Source organism: Caballeronia ptereochthonis (assembly GCF_001545075.1).
GTDB classification, from domain to species: Bacteria; Pseudomonadota; Gammaproteobacteria; order Burkholderiales; family Burkholderiaceae; genus Caballeronia; species Caballeronia ptereochthonis.
Genome location: NZ_FCOB02000005.1, coordinates 283,808 through 301,242, shown reverse-complemented (window position 1 = coordinate 301,242; position 17,435 = coordinate 283,808). Strand labels below are relative to the sequence as shown.

The following is a 17,435-nucleotide window of genomic DNA, read 5'->3' as shown; positions in this document are numbered from 1 at the left end:
GTATCTCGATCGCGGTATCGTCAATGAAACTCGCGCCGAAGCGCTTCGAGAGTTGCACGTACCCGCCGAGCACGTCGCTCGTTCTTGTACGGTCGCTTTTCGGCGGTGATCCGGCCGCGCTTCTTCATTCAGCGATCGTTAGGTGGTGCTTCGTCACAATATGGATACAACGCAGACCTACGGTTAAGGCGAGCCGGTCAAGATGGCTAATAGCTGGGCGGTCGTAGCTATTCCAGCAGCGGGCCTCTTCATGTGAGAAACAGGGTTTTACAGATGCGATCCGCCTCTACCAAACGCCACTAAACAGCAGAATCATCTACTCAGCGACCGATAAGACGATGAGTGCCGTCGTTCCTGGATGTCCTGATAAGCGGTCTTTACTGCGCGAGGAAACGCGCCAATCGCTTTGCAGAAGATCGCTCAATATCAAAAGAGACCTTGCAGAAAATTCGCGCGTCCGCGCACTCGGATAGCCTGATGCAAGAGGCTGAAACGCCGAAGCCTCCAGCCTTGGTGAACGGCGGTGGGCTGGCAACAGCAGCGGCTGTAATGGACGGAAGCGGTACGCCCTCTGTGCATTTGCTCGCGGCCAATGCCGCGAAGGTATGTCCACACGAGGGACCGATGCCCGCTTACCCCGCCTAACTCGACACACGCGGCCATGAGCGAGAACGGCCGCGGGTCCTCGCGGCGGAACATCTCGAGCAACGCCGCGTCGGCTTCGCGCCGGAGATCCGGGCTATCCGGGTCGCTCTCGATGACGTCATGGGCGATGTGCCCTCATATGTCTCACCGGGCCTGGATCACACACGGCCTGACAAGCTAGTCCGATTGCCATGCTGGTTCAGCACCAGAGCGTTCCGGCGCTGCGCTTCGTGCTCATTCCATTCGGCCCGGCTTCAGCCTTTGCCGCGTCCCCGTCTTACGCCTGGTTCGCCAGTTCGGCCGCCAGACGGTTGTGCCGCTCCACTACCGCGCCCAGGTCCAGGGTCGTCAATTGGCCTTCCTTCACCACGATTTTGCCGTCGATCACGCTCGTCGATACCTGCGATGGCGCGCAAAATACCAGCGCCGCCACCGGGTCGTGCAGGGCGCCCGCGAACGACGGCTGCGACAGGTCGAACGACACGAAATCCGCCGCCATGCCCGGCGCGAGCGCACCGATGTCGTCACGGTTCAGCACCTTCGCGCCGCCGAGCGTCGCGATTTCCAACGCCTCGCGCGCAGTCATCGCGTCAGGACCGAAGCCCACCCGCTGCAGCAGCAGCGCCTGACGCACCTCCGCCACCATCTGCGCGCCATCGTTCGATGCCGAACCGTCGACGCCCAGCCCCACCGCCACGCCCGCGTCCCGCATCGCGCGGATCGGCGCAATTCCCGAAGCCAGACGCATGTTCGAGCACGGACAATGCGCGACGCCCGTGCCCGTGCGCGCGAACAGATCGATGCCCGGCCGGTCCAGTTGCACGCAGTGCGCGTGCCACACGTCGTGGCCCACCCAGCCGAGATCCTCCGCGTACTCAGCCGGCGTCATGCCGAATTTCTCGCGGCTGTAGGCGACATCGTTCACGTTCTCCGCCAGATGCGTGTGCAGCGAAACGCCATATTCCCGCGCGAGCGTGGCGGCGTCGCGCATCAGTTCGCGGCTCACCGAAAACGGCGAGCAAGGCGCGACGACCACGCGCAGCATCGCGTAGCGGCCCGCGTCGTGATAGGTCTCGATCAGGCGCTGCGAGTCCCTCAGGATCGTGTCCTCCTTCTCGACCACCGAATCGGGCGGCAAGCCGCCATCCTTCTGCCCGACGCTCATGCTGCCGCGCGCCGCGTGAAAGCGCATGCCGATCTCGCGCGCCGCCGCAATGCTGTCATCGAGGCGGCTGCCGTTCGGATAGATATAAAGATGGTCGCTCGACGTCGTGCAGCCGGAAAGCATCAGCTCGGCCATCGCGGTCTTCGTCGAGACGGAAATCATCTCGGGCGTCAGGTGCGCCCAGATCCTGTAGAGATTCGTGAGCCAGCCGAACAACTCGGCGTTCTGCGCGGCGGGAATCGCGCGCGTCAGGCTCTGATACATGTGATGGTGCGTGTTGACGAGGCCCGGAATCACGAGATGGCCGCGCATGTCGAGCACTTCGTCGGCGGATTGCGGCAGCTCGCTCGTCGGCCCGGCGGCGGCGATACGGTTGCCCTCGATATACAGACCGCCATCGGCGATCTCGCGGCGACGCTCGTCCATCGTGACGAGCATGTGGGCGTTCTTGACCAAAAGACTGCGTTGCATCGGCTTTGTCTCCAGAGACAGTTGGGGAACCAGTGAAAAGCCCCGGTTACCCAGCGTCGGCCGCCGTCTTCGGGACGCCGCAAATATCCATCGATATTGCGCGCGTCGCCACTGTCCGCAGCCAAAAAATCGGACGCAATCAAGCTGCCGTCATAGTCGTCCTCAGGCCCCCAATATATTCGCGGATTTTGGCGCGGGTAGCATCACCGAAAAAGCCCTCGGGCAGCGCCGGAATCCCCCGTGCGCCCTTTCCGGCAAGGCTTACGCGCCGCTGTCATGCGTTGGGCATTATCTTTCCTATCGCGGGCGCACAACGCGTCTCGAATTTCTACAATGCTGTACACGGCGCGCATCTGAAACGCCGACGGGTATGTAGCCACTGACGTGGAGCCTCGATCCGCCGCAGACGCACCTGAACCGCCCAGGTGCCGAATTTCGGATCAGCGCGACGCCAATCTCGCACAACACAAGGAACATGCGAATGGGCAAGCTCACTACCCACGTCCTCGACACCGCGCACGGCCGCCCGGGCGCGAACATCAAAGTCGAGCTGTTCGCGCTCAACGGCGACGCCCGCAGCGCGATCAAGACCATCCAGACCAACGACGACGGCCGCGCCGATGCGCCCCTGCTCGAAGGCGCCGAATTCGCGACCGGCGAATACGAACTCGTGTTCCACGCGGGCGATTATTTCGCAAAGCTCGGCGTGAAGGTGCCCGAGCCGCGCTTCGTCGATCGCGTCGTGCTGCGCTTCGGCATCGCGGATGCGTCGTCGCACTATCACGTGCCGCTGCTCGTATCGCCGTGGGCGTACAGCACCTATCGCGGGAGCTAAGAAGCCGGGACCTGAGAGCAAGACCAGCACATCGCGCCCGTCCCCATCTTTCTGACGATGTGCGCATAACGAAACGGTAGTGGAGGAGTACATGGAAGGCTTTGTCACCGACTGGCTCAATCTCGTATTGCGCTGTCTGCACGTCATCGTGGCGATCGCCTGGATCGGCGAATCGTTCTACTTCGTCGCACTGGACAACAGTTTGAAACCGCCCACGGACCCGAACGCGCGCCGGCGCGGCGTGTTCGGCGATTTCTGGCACGTCCACGGCGGCGGCTTCTATCACATGCAGAAGTATTCCGTCGCGCCGCAGGACATGCCGGAGAATCTGCACTGGTCGTTCTGGCCGTCGTACACCACGTGGATGTCGGGCTTCGGCCTCTTCTTCGTGCTGTATCTGATGTCGCCGAGCACGTATCTCATCGACAAGAGCGTGCTCGACATGGGCCCGGTCGTCGCCGTATCCGCCGCGCTCGGCTTCCTGATGGCCGGATGGATCGTCTATGACACGCTGTGCCGCCTGCTCGGCACCAACGACAAGCTGCTCGGCATCTGCGTCGGCATCTATGTGCTGATCGCGGCGTTCATCGCGTGCCACGTGTTCGCCGGCCGCGCCGCATATCTGATCACCGGCGCGATGATCGCGACGATCATGTCGGCGAACGTGTTCTTCGTCATCATTCCGGGCCAGCGCAAGATGGTCGCCGCGATGCTCAAGGGCGAAACGCCGAACGCGATCTACGGCAAGCGCGGCAAGCAGCGCTCGGTGCACAACACGTACTTCACGCTGCCCGTGGTGTTCGCGATGCTGTCGAACCACTACGCGATGACCTACACGCACAAGTACAACTGGCTGATCCTCGTGCTCATCATGCTGGCCGGCGCGCTGATTCGCCAGTTCTTCGTGATGCGCCATCGCGGCCAGGTGCTGTGGTACATGCCGGTCGCGGGTCTCGTGCTGGTGCTCGGCGCGTTCGCCTGGACGATGCCCGCCCCCAGCGTTCCCGTCGCGCAAGCCGCGGGTGCGCCGACGATCAAGGTGGCCGACATCCAGCCGATCATCCAGCAGCGCTGCGCGACGTGCCACTCCGCGCATCCGACGATGATGGGCAGCGCACCGGCAGGCGTCCTGCTCGATACGCCCGCCGAGATCAAGCAGAACGCGCAGCGCGTGCATCAGCAGGCGGTGACGCTCAAGGCGATGCCGCTCGGCAATGTCACGCAGATGACGGATGCGGAGCGTCAGAAGGTGGCGGCGTGGTTTGCTGGTGGCGCCGTCGAGTAAGCTTTTTCGCTGTCCGAGGCAAGTCATGGAATGCCCCGCTTCAAATGAAGCGGGGCATTTTTCATTCAACGCGCGAAGTACTGCTTCGCCGCGTGAATGACGGTGTCGATGTCGTCACGCGACACGTCGCGATGCGTGACGAAGCGCGACGCATAGAGCATCTGCGTGAGAATGCCGCGCTCTTTGAAGAAGGCTTCGAGCGGCGCGCAATGCGCCTCGGGAATCTGCGCGAAAACCATGTTGGTGGCGTGCGACTGCACGGTGATCTGGTCGATCTGCGCGAGTCCGGCAGCGAGATGCGCGGCGTTGTCATGATCCTGCGCGAGACCTTCGACGTGATGATCCAGCGCGTACAGGCACGCCGCCGCGAGCACGCCCGCCTGCCGCATGCCGCCGCCGAGCACCTTGCGCCAGCGGCTCGCGACGTCGATCAGCGCGCGGCTGCCGACCAGCACCGAACCCACGGGCGCACCCAGGCCTTTCGAGCAGCAGATCGATACCGTATCGAACGGCGCGCACAAATCTCCGACCGGCTTGCCGGAGGCGACGGCCGCATTGAACACGCGCGCGCCGTCCAGATGCGTGGACAGGCCGCGATCGCGCGCGAGTTGCGTTGCCTGCGCGACGTAAGCGGCAGGCAGCAGCTTTCCGCCGATGGTGTTCTCGAGCGCGAGCAGCTTCGTGCGTGCGAAGTGATTGTCGATCGGCTTGATGGCCGCCGCGATCTTCTCGAGCGGCAGGGAGCCGTCCGGCGCGTTTTCGATGGGCTGCGGCTGAATGCTGCCGAGCACGGCCGCGCCGCCGCCTTCGTACTTGTACGTGTGCGCAGACTGCCCGACGATGTACTCGTCGCCGCGCGCGCAATGCGCCATCAGGGCGGCGAGATTGCTTTGCGTGCCGCTCGGGAAGAACAGGCCCGCCTCCTTGCCGGTGCGCTCCGCGAGCGTGGCCTGAAGTTTCAGAACGGTGGGATCGTCGCCCCAGACGTCGTCGCCGACTTCAGCCGCGGACATCGCGGCGAGCATCGGCTTGCTGGGACGGGTGACGGTATCGCTGCGCAGATCGATTAGGCGTTCGGACATCGCTTTTCCTGGCTCGTCAAAGATGAACGTCGTATCTTAGCGCCAGAAAAACAAAAGGACCGGGGGAAACTCCGCCGGTCCTTCGAGTGCTTCCATGAAGCGATACGCTCAGCGCATCGCCTCCTCGGTGAGCCAGAGCGATTCCTTCAGGTCCTGCTCGTTGAGATTGTGCCCTTCCCCGCCGCGATCGACGACGATGAAGTCGCTCACCTTGCCGAGCGAGAGCAGCGGATGATGCCACACGCCCTTCGCATAGTTCACGCCTTGCCAGCCGCTCGTGACGAAGGCGCGAATCTTCGACTCGTCAAGATCGCCCGCCGGCGCGACGACCACGAGATACGGCCGGTCGTCGAGCGGCACGAACGCCTGGCTGCCGAGCGGGTGCCGCTCCATCATCTTCACTTCGAACGGCAACGCGCGCGGCTGCCCGCGAAAGAGATTGACGAGCGTATGGCCGCCCTGCTCCGTGACGTCCACGTTGCACAGATCGTGAAAGCGGATCGTGGTGCCGAGGTTGATCGGGATCTGCTTCGCGCCATCGAGTTCGATGACATCGCCGAAAGGCTTGAACGCAGCGCGCGTCAACGGTTCGATAGCGAGCTTTTTCATTATGCGAGCGTCCCGAAGAGACGAAGGCGCGACACGCCGCCGTCGGGATAAATATTGAAGCGCACGTGCGTCACGGGGCCGAGCGCCGCCAGTTCCGACTCGAAGAAATGCTGGTTGTCCATCTGCAGCTTCTGTTCGCCGAGCAGCACCGGCCAGAACATCGCCTGCGTGACGAGCGAGCTGTCCGTGCCGCCCTTCACATACGCGGCCTGCAGCGAGCAGCGGTCCGGATAGTTGCCCTTGAAGTGCGCGGTATCGACTTCGACCTTCCTGATGATGCCCGGCTGCGCCAGCGCGACGATACACCAGTCGTTGCCGGGCTCGCGGCGGCGGCGCGTTTCCCAGCCGTCGCCCATGTTCACGCCGCGCCCCGGCATCAGAATGGTCGACGCGAGGCCGAAGTGCTGGTTGTTCGTGCCGACCATGTACGCGCCGTTTTCCATCGCGCCGAGATCGACGAGCTGGTTGCGGTCCGCATTGCTCCAGTCGAGCTGCGGCTGGCCGTACACGCGCAGACGCGCGATGCCGCCATCCGGATAGATGTTCACGCGCAGATGCGTGAACGGCTGCCCGGCGCTCACTTCCAGATAATGGTGGTGGTTGCCCTGCAGCGTCGTCGACGGCACGATCTCCGTCCACTGCGTCGACTGATTCGGCGAGCCGCCTTCCGCGACATGCGCGCCTTCGATCGACGCCGCCGGCGGGAAGTTGCCCGTGAAGTGGCTCGTATCGACATCGATACCCTTGATCACGCCCGGACGCGCCAGCTTGACGATGCACCAGTCATAGCCGGTCGTGCGCTTGCGGCGGGTTTCCCAGCCGTCCATCCACTTGCCGTGATCGTCGTACTTGCCGGGAATGAACACCGCCGGCTCGGGGTTCAGCATGCGCTCCTTCGGCGCGAAGAAATCGTCGCTCGCCTCGAGTGCCTGCGCGCCCAGACGCGGGTCCGCGAGGTTAACATAGCGGCGCGTGAACTCGGGCGCGTTGGGATCGAGTGTCGGAATTGCCATTGTCTTCGTCCTTACGTTACGTTCGTTTGCAGTGAAAGCGGATCAAGCGTGGATCAGGTCGTTCAGCCTGAAGCGGGCGATCCGGTAAATCTGGTCGAGACTCGTGCGAAGCTCCTCGGCGCGGTCGTGGTTCACGCGCTTTTCGAAGTTCGCGATGATGCCGTGACGGTCGTAGCCGCGCACGGCGAGAATGAAGGGAAAGCCGAACTTGTCGCGGTAGGCCTGGTTGAGGGCCTGCAGCTTGTCGAACTCTTCCTGCGTGCAGAGATCGAGGCCCGCGCCGCTCTGTTCGCGCGTGGATTCGGCCGTCAGCTCGCCGCGCACCGCCGCCTTGCCCGCGAGCTCCGGGTGGGCGTTGATGAGCGCGAGCTGCCTTTCGTCACCGGCCGTTTCGACGATGTGCGACATCGTCGTGTGCAGCGCGTCGATGTCCTTGAAGGGGCGCTGTTGCGCCGCCGCTTCCGGGACCCACGGAGAATGCTCGAAGATGCCCGCGAGCACCGTCACGAACGTGTCGGCGGGCATGGTGTTGAGTTGGTCGAGTGTGTATTGCATCGCCTTCATGCCGCCGTCCCGTTGTTTGCTTTTTGGAAAGGATGTTGCTCGCGCCAGTGACGCGCGATATCGATACGCCGCGTGACCCACACGCGATCGTGCTTTTCGATGTGATCGAGGAACTTCTGCAGGCCGCGGAAGCGCCCGGGGCGGCCGAGCAGGCGGCAGTGCATGCCGATGGAAAGCATCTTCGGCGCTTCGTCGCCTTCCTCGTAGAGCACGTCGAACGCATCCTTCAGATACGTGAAGAAGTGATCGCCCGTGTTGAAGCCTTGCGGCGTGGCGAAGCGCATGTCGTTGGTGTCGAGCGTGTACGGCACGATCAGATGCGGCTTCTTCTCGCCGCCCGTCACCTCGACTTCGGTCCAGAACGGCAGATCGTCGCCGTAGTAGTCGGAGTCGTAGAGGAAGCCGCCGTATTCCGCGACCAGCCGATGCGTATTGGGGCTGTCGCGCCCGGTATACCAGCCGAGCGGACGCTCGCCGGTCACGCGCTCGATCGCTTCCATGCCGAGGCGCATGTGCTCCGCCTCGCGCTCCGGCGACATGTCCTGATAGTGAATCCAGCGATAGCCGTGGCAAGCGATCTCATGCCCCAGCTCGACGAACGCCTTCGCCACTTCCGGATAACGCTCGATCGCCATGCCGACGCCGAAGATCGTGAGCGGCAGGCCGCGCTTCTCGAACTCGCGCAGGATGCGCCACACGCCCGCGCGCGAGCCGTACTCGTAGATCGACTCCATGCTCATGTGACGCGAAGGATAGGCCGCCGCGCCGACGATTTCCGAGAGGAATTGCTCCGAGCCCGGATCACCGTGCAGCACGCAGTTCTCGCCGCCTTCTTCGTAATTGAGCACGAATTGCACGGCGACGCGCGCGCGTCCCGGCCAGTTCGCCTGCGCCGGGTGGCGGCCGTAGCCGATCAGGTCGCGTGGGTAGTTCGGATCGTGTGACATGGCTGGGCGTCGAAAGCTAGGCGTTGGAAAACGGGATTGTTGACGATTGAGTGTAGCCAAAAGACCCCGACGCGCCCATACATCAGGGCAGATAATCCGGGTCACGTCAGGTGTATGTACTCCCGAAAACCGCCATCAGCGCGGGCTGAAATCCGACAGCACGCCGTCGTAGCGTTTCGCGAGCGGGCGCGCGTAGTCGCCGCGTTTCGCCGTATGGAGCCTGAGCGCGATCAGCGCCTCGGCCCACTTCACCGCCGCCGTCACGCCTTCCACCACCGGCGCGCCGATCGCCTGCTCCACCTCGCGGCAGAATTCCGCCATGCCCGCGCAGCCGAGCACGATGGCGTCCGAGCCGTCCTCGTCGAGCGCGCGCCGGCATTCGTCGATGATCGTCTGGCGCGCCGCCGAGCCCGGCTCGTCGAGCTCCAGCACGGCGACGTCCGTCGCACGGACGTTCTTGCAGAAGCGCGTCATGCCATAGCGCTCGGCCAGATGCCACGCCATGCCGCAGGTGCGCTGCAGGGTCGTCACGACCGAAAATCCCGGTGCGATGACGCTCGCCGCGTGCATCGCCGCCTCCGCGATGCCGATCACCGGGCCGCGCGCCAGCTCGCGCGCGGCGTAAAGGGCCGGATCGCCGAAGCAGGCGATCACGTAGCCGTCGAAGCCTTGCTTTTCGCCCGCCTCGATCTCGGCCAGCAGCCCGAGCGACGCAATCGCCTCATCGTAATAGCCTTCGATCGAGGGCGGACCCATCGTCGGGCTGACCGCGACGATCTCCGTGCCGGGCGCTGCGACCTCGCGCGCGCAGCGGCCCATCGATTCGGTCATGCGCTGCGTCGTATTCGGGTTGATCAGTTTGATGCGCATTGCTTTCTCCTGTCGACCAGCGTTGGCGCTTTAGCGCTTACGCTGGTCCCATGCTTCGCGGTCGACCAGCGTTGGCGCTTTAGCGCTTACGCTGGTCCCATGCTTCGCGGTCGACCAGCGTTGGCGCTTTGGCGCTTACGCTGGTCTCATGCACTGGTACGAAACTGCTTCGATCTGTTTCGCCGGCTGATGCGCCGGCGTTCTCTCAGGTCCTGTCGTTCCCTGTGGGCTTTTCGCTCAAACCGCACGCTGGCGGTCTGCAAGGAAGTAGTAGAACACCGCGCCCAGCCCCGCGCCGATGAACCACGAGAAGTTCGCGGCGCCCTCCAGCGACGGCAGCATCACGCAGAGAATCGCGATCAGCGCGGCCGGCAGCAGCGCCATCACCGCGCGGCGGTTCACGCCCTTCGTGTACCAGTACTTGCCTTCCTCCGACACCGTGTAGAGATCGTCCACCGCCAGCTTGCCGCGCTTCACGAGGTAGAAGTCGAGGATCAGCACGCCATACAACGGTCCGATGAAGCTGCCGAGAATGTCCAGCGTGTAGTGGATCACGGCCGGGTTGTTGAACAGGTTCCACGGCGTGATGAAGATCGACGCGGTCGCGGCCATCATCCCGCCGGCGCGCCAGCTGATGAGCTTCGGCGCGACGTTCGAGAAGTCGAAGGCCGGCGACACGAAGTTCGCGACGATGTTGATGCCGATGGTCGCGATCGTGAAGGTGAGCGCGCCGAGAATCACGGCGGTCGGATGATCGATGCGGCCGACGGTCTCGACCGGATCGGTGATCAGCTGGCCGAACACCGGCAGCGTCGCGGCGGTCGTGATGACGGTCACGAGCGAGAATGCCAGGAAGTTGACCGGCAGGCCCCAGAAGTTGCCGCGCTTCACGCTGCGGAAGCTCTTGCCGTAGCGCGAGAAATCGCCGAAGTTCAGCATCGGGCCGGAGAAGTACGACACGACGAGCGAGATCGCGGTGATCATCACGGGGATGACTTCCATGCCGTGGTACTTCACGCCGCCGAGATTCAGGCCGATGTTCCTGATGCCCGCGCGCCAGACCATGTAGCCGGCGAGCATGAACATCACGACATACACGGCGGGGCCGGCGAAGTCGATGAATTTCTTGATCATCTCCATGCCGCGCCAGAACACGACCGCCTGCAGCACCCAGAGCAGCATGAAGCCCGCCCAGCCGAGCGCCGAGAGTCCGACGAAGCCGTAGCGATGCACGTCGGCGAAAGGCATCAGCGACGGCACGAACTTCAGCACGACGATGACAAGCGCGCTCGACGCCAGATACGTCTGAATGCCGTACCACGCCACCGCGATGAGCCCGCGAATCACCGCGGGAATGTTCGCGCCGAGCACGCCGAAGGTGGCGCGGCACGCGACGGGATAGGGCACGCCGGCAACCTGGCTCGGCTTCGCGATGAGGTTGCACAGCAGGTTCACGAAACCGATGCCGATCAGAAGCGATACGAGCACTTGCCAGCTCGTCAGACCGAGCGCGAACAGACTGCCCGCGAACACGTAGCCGCCGACGCTGTGCACGTCCGACATCCAGAACGCGAAGATGTTGTACGCGCCCCAGGTCTGGTTCTTGAGCGGAGCGAGGTCCTCGTTGTAGAGGCGGTCGCTGTAACCGGCGGGCAGGTCCGGATCGTGTCCGGGTGCCTGCTCTTCGTATTGCGGCAGGGCTGAGCTGCCAGATGCACTGAACTGGGCCATGACGTCTCCTTCTATAGGCGGCTTGCGTAATGAAAAAACGGCAAATGCTTGGATGACAAGCGTCGATCGGACACCTTCGCTAACCTCGGGGGTCGGCGCGGCATTCTTCGGAATTGCGTTTTCGCCGCAGGGCGCGAGGCACTTTGAGCGCGCAAGGCACATGCCCTGCACGCCCGCCCCACGGCGGCTTTCATCTCACGCTCATGTGAGCGTCCTGTTCAATGCGGTGCACGTCGCGGATTTTCGCGGATGCGCCTCTCCACGCGCCCGGCGTCTGGAATGCGGGGCACGGTCTCCAACAATTATTGAGTCCTGCTTTATTGCGTCGGTGGCGGCGTCTTCGGGCTGCCCTATCGCTGCTGCCAGGTGTCGAGCGCCTTTTCGCGTTCGGCGGGTCTTGCGAACACTTCCTTCAGATCGACCGCGCCACGCGCCGGCCGCTCCAGCATCTTCAGCTCGACATCGCGCAGATGCTGCGCCATCAGGCCGGCCGCTTTCGACGAATCGCCGGCGTCGAGCGCGGCGAGTATCTCTTCGTGATCCTCGAACGAGCACGAGCTCTTGCCGAGCGATTCATACAGCGCGGAGATCAGCGTCGAGCGCGCGACGAGTCCCGACAGGCACTCGCACAACACCGTGTTGCCGGTGAGCGCCGCGAGCTCGGTATGAAACTCGCCGGAGAGCCGGATCCACGAGGAAAAGTCGTGGCTCTCGAACGCGCGGCGCTCACGTCCGATCGTCGCGCTGATCGACTTGAGCCGGCGTGTGCCGTGCCCCTGCGCGATCCGCTCGACGACCGCCAACTCGATGATGCGGCGCATCTCGAACACCTCATGCACTTCCTGCAGCGACGGACTCGCGACGAAGGCGCCGCGATTCGGCTCCAGATCGACGAGCCGCTCGTTAGCCAGTTGTGTGAGCGCCTGGCGCACCGTGCCGCGCTTCACCGCGAACACTTCACACAATTGCGCTTCGGTCAGCTTGGCTCCTGGCGCGAGGCGATGCTCGAGGATCGCGGCGCGGATGTTCTCGGCGATCGACTCGGCATTCGCCCCGTTCGGGCCACCCGTTGAAGCGTTCGATGCAGCACTCGGCTTGGTGTCGGACATGATGTGCTCGCTTGCATGATGACCATCATAGAATCGACATAAAGATTGTCAACAATTCATTTTAAAGATCGGCGTTTTTCGGCCGGGTCGACGCAGCGCGGCGCCATGAAACCCAATGTGCATGCGGCTCGAGACGAATTTATAAACTTTTTGTCAGCATTGCCGCCACTTTTTTGTTGACAATCTTTATGCCGCGTCTGGTGGACGTAGTGTTCGCAGGTGCTGCAAATAAAGACCGTTAGTTGCACATTATGAGCATAAAAAGAGGCGCTCGACGGAACGCCTCCGGGATTCGGCGTCAGGCCAGGTGCGGATAATCGGACAGCTTCAAAGTGAACCCGCCTTCGCTCGCGACGAGATGCGCAGTCGCGCCGAAAGGCAAGGTCAGCAAGTTCTCGACGTGCCCGAACTGCAGGCCCGTCACGACCGGAATACCCGTCACTGCCCTGACCTGCTCGATCATCGCGTCGAGCGAATAACCATTGTCGTAGTCCGAGAGACGGCCGCCCGAGAATTCGCCCATCACGATCGCCTGCTGTCGCCCGAGCACGCCCGACTGATGCAGCTGGTAGATCATCCGTTCGATGCGGAACGGATGCTCGTTCACATCCTCGATGAACAGAATGCCGCCCTCGACCGGCGGCAGATACGGCGTGCCGACGAGCGACGCCAGAATCGCGAGATTGCCGCCCCACAGCATTCCGGTGGCGTTCACGGACTGGCGTTGCGGTACGTTGCTCGTAACCGTGAAACTCGAATGCGATATCGCGTTCCAGAAATGCCGCATCGTGAACGCACTCACGTTCTCGGCGCCGAAATCGCCCGCGAACATCGGGCCGCCGAAGCTCTTGACCCCGCTGTGCGCGAAAAGCGCGCACTGGATCGCGGTGAAATCGCTGTGGCCGACGATCGCAATCGGCTGATCCGCGAGCCTGCGCAGGCCCAGATAGTCCAGTCCGTGCAGGATGCGCGACGCGCCGTATCCGCCGCGCACCGCCAGCACGATATCCGGCAACCGGCGCGACGGGTCCGCGAGGCGGTTGAGGTCGGCCGCGCGCTCGGCGTCCGTGCCGCCGAAGCGCTGGAAGCGCCGCCGCGTCGCCTCGACGTTCTCCAGCCGATGCCCTTCACTGCGCAATCGGCCGATGCCGCGTTCGACGGCCGCGGGATCGTGAGGATAGCCCGAGGGCGCGACGAGGTCGATGGTGCGTGATTTCACGATGTTGTCGTTGGATTCGTTGTCGGATCGGCGGAATCGGTAGCGGCGGGCCGTCCGGCTTCCCGCGCGCGGCGCGCTTCGCGCTCTTCGCGTGCGAGGCGGCGGCGTTCGGCGAAGAAATTTCTGAGCGCGTGTCCGCATTCGTCGGCGAGCACGCCGCCGGTGACGGTCGTGTGATGATTCAACTGCTCGTTCGCGAACATGTCGACGACACTGCCGCACGCGCCGGTCTTCGGGTCGGAGGCGCCGTAGATCACGCGTGAAATGCGCGCGTGCATGATCGCGCCCGCGCACATCAGGCACGGCTCCAGCGTCACATAGAGCTCGCAGCCGGGCAGGCGGTAGTTCTGGAGCGTCTGCGCGGCGGCGCGCAGCGCGGCCATTTCCGCGTGCGCAGACGGATCGTGCCCGCGAATCGGATGATTGAAACCGGTGGCGATGACTTCATCGCCGCGCACGATCACCGCGCCGACGGGCACCTCGCCCGCGCGACGGGCTTCGTCGGCGGCGCGTTGCGCGAGCGCCATGAAGCGGCGGTCGCGCTCGCTGCATGAGTCGGCGATGGGAGGCGGTTCTGGCGCGGCGCCCGGCAGCGGCGCCTCTGGCATATCGGGCGCTTCGATCACTTCGTTTCCAGCGCCGCGCGGGACAGCGCGCGCTCGGAGAGCCGCTCGGCGATGCGCCGGCGATACTCGTGCGGCACGCAACCGCCGCCGCGCAGCGATTCGAGCGCCATGTCGAGCGCCAGCATCCTGGCTTGCAACTGGCAGCGGGCGGCCGGGTCCGTCACTTTGTCGAGCTCTTCCTGCAGACCGCGCAAGGCGCGCAGCTGCTCGACGGCCGGCGGGACGAAGCCCGCGTTCTTGAGGATTCGATTGGCGACACGCACTTCCTCGGGCACGAGGACGTCGTCGTCGAAGTGGAGCGGTGCGCCCGCGCCCGGCAGGTTATTGAACTCGCCACGCGCAGCGGCTTCGTTGATCCGCTGTTCGACCAAAGCATCTAGCAATTTCATCGGGGAGTACGACCGGCTTTCGCCCGCGAACGGGCTCGCACGGCCTGTCACGATTTCCGTTGGTTAGCCTGAAGTCAAAAGGCAGCCGGAAAACCACGCTCGCGCGTTGTTCGGCACGTCTCGACAATCCAGCGGCTATTCTATCAGCGGCTGCGGCGAGGTTTTCGTCCGGGCCGCCCGCGTTCGCCGTCCATCGCCGTATACGGGGCGTATTGCCGTTCGTATGCGTCGTTTGCGCAACATTCGTTGACTGAGCCACAACAAATGTGCTTGCACGATGACTAGGCGCCCTGCTCGCGCTCCAGACGCGCGCCGCTCTCGCGCGTATAGCCTTCGGTCGCGAGCAGGAGCCGGCGCGTGTATTCCTGCGCGACATTGCGCGAGCGCACGGCTTCCACGTCCAGTTGCTCGACGATTTCACCATTGCGCATCACCGCGATGCGCTGGCAGAGAAAGCCGATCACCGCGAGGTTATGGCTCACGAGGAGCATCGTGAGCTTGCGTTCGCGATGCAGCCGCCGCAGCAGATTCAGTATCTCCGCCTGCACGGAGACGTCGAGCGCGGAAGTCGGCTCGTCGAGCAGGAGCACGCGCGGCTCGACGATCAGCGAGCGCGCGATCGACACGCGCTGGCGCTGCCCGCCCGACAGCTGATGCGGATAGCGAAAGCGGAACGCCGGGCCGAGGCCGACTTCGGCGAGCGCATCGAGGATGCGCGCGTCCTGATCGCCGATGCCGTTGATCGCAAGCGGCTCGCGCAGCGTCCTGTCGACGGTGAAGCGCGGATGCAGCGCCCCGTACGGATCCTGAAACACTATCTGGACGTCGCGGCGCGGCCCGTGCTGCGCGGCATCGGAACCGATGCGCATGTCGCCGCCGGCGAGCGGCACGAGACCGGCGAGCGCGCGCAAAAGCGTCGACTTGCCGCTGCCCGATTCTCCGACGAGCCCGAATACCTCGCCCTCGGCGACGCGCAACGAGACGTCCCGCACGGCGTCGACGTGGCCGGTCTTTGTCCTGAAGCGGATGAGCGCGCGCTCGACGTCGATCATCGTTCGGCTCCGGCGGCGTAGCCTTGCGTGAGCCAGGCCGGATCGCGGCGCAGCGTCGGCAACTCGTCGGGCGGATCGTCGAGCGGCGGATTCGCCGCGAGCAGCCCGCGCGTGTACGGATGCGTCGCGTGCACGAGATCGCGCGCGGCGCACGTCTCCACGATGCGCCCGCCGTACATCACCGCGACCCGGTCGCAGAACGACATCACGAGCGGCAGGTCGTGGCTGATGAACACGAGCCCCGTGTCGTGGCGCTCGATCATCTCGTCGAGCACGGAGAGCACCTGCATCGAGACGAGGACGTCGAGCGCGCTCGTGGGCTCGTCGGCGACCAGGAGGCGCGGGCCGGCCGAGACCATCATCGCGATCATCACGCGCTGACCCATGCCGCCGGAAAGCTCGTGCGGATACGCATCCGCGACGCGTTCGGGATCGCGGATATGCACCGCTTCCAGCGCCGCGACGATACGCTCGCGAATCTCACGCCTTCCCCGTTTCACCTCTTGCCGGACGAACGTCTCGCGCATCTGCTGGGCGACCGTCATCACCGGATTGAGCGAGTACTTCGGGTCCTGCAGGATCATGCTCATGCGCGTGCCGCACAGGCGCCGCCGCTCTTTCGGACGCATCGCGAGCAGATCCTGTCCTTCGAAGCGCAGCGCGTTCGCGGACCACTTCGCTTCGGGCGGTAGGAGTCCGAGCAGCGCGCGCCCCGTCAGCGATTTGCCCGAGCCCGATTCGCCGACGATGCCGAGCCGCTCGCCGCGCCGCACCGTCAGCGACACGCCGCGCACGGCGGGCATGGGTGCGCCGTCGTGGCCGGCGAACGCGATGTGCAGATCGTCGATTTCGGCGAGCGGCGCAGGCGGGGACGTCGACATGTCAGCCTCCATGGCGCGGATCGAAGACGTCGCGCAGACCGTCGCCGAGCAGGTTGAAGGCGAGGCTCACCGCGAGGATCGCGAGGCCGGGAATCGTCGCGACCCACCATGCGTCGAGCAGCACGTTGCGGCCCGCCGCGACCATGTAGCCCCACTCCGGACTCGGCGGCTGCGCGCCCAGCCCGAGAAAGCCCAGGCCCGCGACGGCGAGAATGATGCCCGCCATGTCGAGCGTCGCGCGCACGATCACCGACGACGAGCACAGCGGCACGATATAGCGCAGCAGAATGCGCAAGTGCGATGCGCCTTGCAGCCGCGCCGCGTGGATGTAATCGGCTTGGGCGAGACGCAGCGACTCCGCCCGCGCGAGACGCGCATACGGCGGCCAGGCGGTGATCGACAGCGCGATCACGGCATTGAGCACGCCCGGACCCAGCGCCGCCGCGAACGCGAGCGCCAGCACGATCTTGGGAAACGCGAGCGCGACGTCGGTCACGCGCATCAGCACCGTATCGACGATGCCGCCGCCATAGCCCGCCACCGTGCCGATCAGAAGGCCGACCGGAACGACGAGCACGACCACGAGCAGCGCGATTGCCAGCGTGAGGCGCGAGCCGTGCACGAGCCGCGAGAGAATGTCGCGTCCCAGTTGATCGGTGCCGAACCAGTGCGCGGCATTCGGTGGCGTGAGACGCTCGGCCAGCACCTGCTGCAACGGGTCCTGCGTGACGAGCAGCGGCCCGACCGCGGCGACCACGACGAGCAGCAGCAGAATCGCGAGCCCGAGCATGCTCAGCGGATTCGACGAAAAACGCCGCCAGCGCCGGTACGCGCGGCCGAGCGCGGCCTGGCGCGGCGATGCGGGCGTGTCGGTCAGAAGCCAGGCGCGCCACGGCGCGCGCTCCTGCTTCATCGACGTGCTCCTGACGGGCGATTGCATCC

General features: G+C 64.6%; 17 protein-coding genes. 2 read left to right on the top strand and 15 right to left on the bottom strand.

Annotation, left to right across the window (positions count from 1 at the left end):
• Positions 1–922: 922 nt before the first annotated feature.
• Positions 923–2,281, bottom strand: coding sequence for an 8-oxoguanine deaminase (locus AWB83_RS07700; RefSeq protein WP_096059359.1), 1,359 nt, complete (start codon positions 2,279–2,281; stop codon positions 923–925).
• 481 nt (positions 2,282–2,762) lie between these two features.
• On the opposite strand from AWB83_RS07700, the gene uraH reads away from it, so the two are divergent.
• Both uraH and AWB83_RS07690 read left to right on the top strand, forming a co-directional pair.
• On the top strand, positions 2,763–3,116 hold the full coding sequence (uraH, locus tag AWB83_RS07695; protein ID WP_087043877.1) for a hydroxyisourate hydrolase: 354 nt from the start codon (positions 2,763–2,765) through the stop codon (positions 3,114–3,116).
• A gap of 91 nt (positions 3,117–3,207) precedes the next feature.
• Positions 3,208–4,401, top strand: coding sequence for a urate hydroxylase PuuD (locus AWB83_RS07690; protein ID WP_087043875.1), 1,194 nt, complete (start codon positions 3,208–3,210; stop codon positions 4,399–4,401).
• Between the two features lie 65 nt (positions 4,402–4,466).
• Here the strand turns inward: AWB83_RS07690 and ltaE are convergent, their stop codons facing one another.
• The 14 genes from ltaE to nikC all read right to left on the bottom strand — a co-directional run bounded on the left by ltaE (position 4,467) and on the right by nikC (position 17,433).
• On the bottom strand, positions 4,467–5,483 hold the full coding sequence (gene ltaE / locus AWB83_RS07685) for a low-specificity L-threonine aldolase (RefSeq protein ID WP_087043873.1): 1,017 nt from the start codon (positions 5,481–5,483) through the stop codon (positions 4,467–4,469).
• A gap of 108 nt (positions 5,484–5,591) precedes the next feature.
• Entirely contained in the window at positions 5,592–6,092 is a 501-nt protein-coding gene (locus AWB83_RS07680) for an ureidoglycolate lyase (protein WP_087043871.1), read from the bottom strand.
• Positions 6,092–7,105: an allantoicase gene (gene alc, locus AWB83_RS07675; protein ID WP_087043869.1), complete on the bottom strand. Its 1,014-nt coding sequence runs from the start codon at positions 7,103–7,105 to the stop codon at positions 6,092–6,094. Before alc ends, AWB83_RS07680 begins: the two co-directional genes overlap by 1 nt.
• Positions 7,106–7,147: 42 nt before the next feature.
• Entirely contained in the window at positions 7,148–7,669 is a 522-nt protein-coding gene (gene uraD, locus AWB83_RS07670) for a 2-oxo-4-hydroxy-4-carboxy-5-ureidoimidazoline decarboxylase (RefSeq protein ID WP_087043867.1), read from the bottom strand.
• Positions 7,666–8,616, bottom strand: a complete 951-nt coding sequence (puuE, locus tag AWB83_RS07665) for an allantoinase PuuE (RefSeq protein WP_087043866.1) — start codon at positions 8,614–8,616, stop codon at positions 7,666–7,668. Before puuE ends, uraD begins: the two co-directional genes overlap by 4 nt.
• 135 nt (positions 8,617–8,751) lie before the next feature.
• On the bottom strand, positions 8,752–9,486 hold the full coding sequence (locus AWB83_RS07660) for an aspartate/glutamate racemase family protein (RefSeq protein ID WP_087043864.1): 735 nt from the start codon (positions 9,484–9,486) through the stop codon (positions 8,752–8,754).
• A gap of 237 nt (positions 9,487–9,723) precedes the next feature.
• Complete coding sequence (locus AWB83_RS07655; RefSeq protein WP_087043862.1) at positions 9,724–11,217, bottom strand: NCS1 family nucleobase:cation symporter-1; 1,494 nt, start codon at positions 11,215–11,217, stop codon at positions 9,724–9,726.
• A gap of 350 nt (positions 11,218–11,567) precedes the next feature.
• The gene (locus tag AWB83_RS07650) at positions 11,568–12,326 is read right to left on the bottom strand and encodes a GntR family transcriptional regulator (RefSeq protein WP_208636721.1); all 759 of its coding nucleotides are present in this window, start codon (positions 12,324–12,326) and stop codon (positions 11,568–11,570) included.
• Positions 12,327–12,624: 298 nt separating this feature from the next.
• Positions 12,625–13,548: a muramoyltetrapeptide carboxypeptidase gene (gene ldcA, locus AWB83_RS07645; RefSeq protein WP_208636723.1), complete on the bottom strand. Its 924-nt coding sequence runs from the start codon at positions 13,546–13,548 to the stop codon at positions 12,625–12,627.
• Positions 13,542–14,153: a tRNA adenosine(34) deaminase TadA gene (tadA, locus tag AWB83_RS07640; RefSeq protein WP_087043933.1), complete on the bottom strand. Its 612-nt coding sequence runs from the start codon at positions 14,151–14,153 to the stop codon at positions 13,542–13,544. Before tadA ends, ldcA begins: the two co-directional genes overlap by 7 nt.
• Before the next feature lie 14 nt (positions 14,154–14,167).
• Positions 14,168–14,560, bottom strand: a complete 393-nt coding sequence (locus tag AWB83_RS07635) for a DnaJ family domain-containing protein (RefSeq protein ID WP_087043858.1) — start codon at positions 14,558–14,560, stop codon at positions 14,168–14,170.
• A gap of 281 nt (positions 14,561–14,841) precedes the next feature.
• Positions 14,842–15,612 (bottom strand): ABC transporter ATP-binding protein, encoded by a 771-nt coding sequence (locus AWB83_RS07630; RefSeq protein ID WP_087043856.1) that lies wholly within the window; start codon positions 15,610–15,612, stop codon positions 14,842–14,844.
• Complete coding sequence (locus AWB83_RS07625) at positions 15,609–16,493, bottom strand: ABC transporter ATP-binding protein (RefSeq protein WP_087043854.1); 885 nt, start codon at positions 16,491–16,493, stop codon at positions 15,609–15,611. The genes AWB83_RS07630 and AWB83_RS07625 overlap by 4 nt, the downstream gene beginning before the upstream one ends.
• A 1-nt stretch (position 16,494) precedes the next feature.
• Complete coding sequence (gene nikC / locus AWB83_RS07620) at positions 16,495–17,433, bottom strand: nickel transporter permease (RefSeq protein ID WP_244197614.1); 939 nt, start codon at positions 17,431–17,433, stop codon at positions 16,495–16,497.
• Between the last annotated feature and the right edge of the window lie 2 nt (positions 17,434–17,435).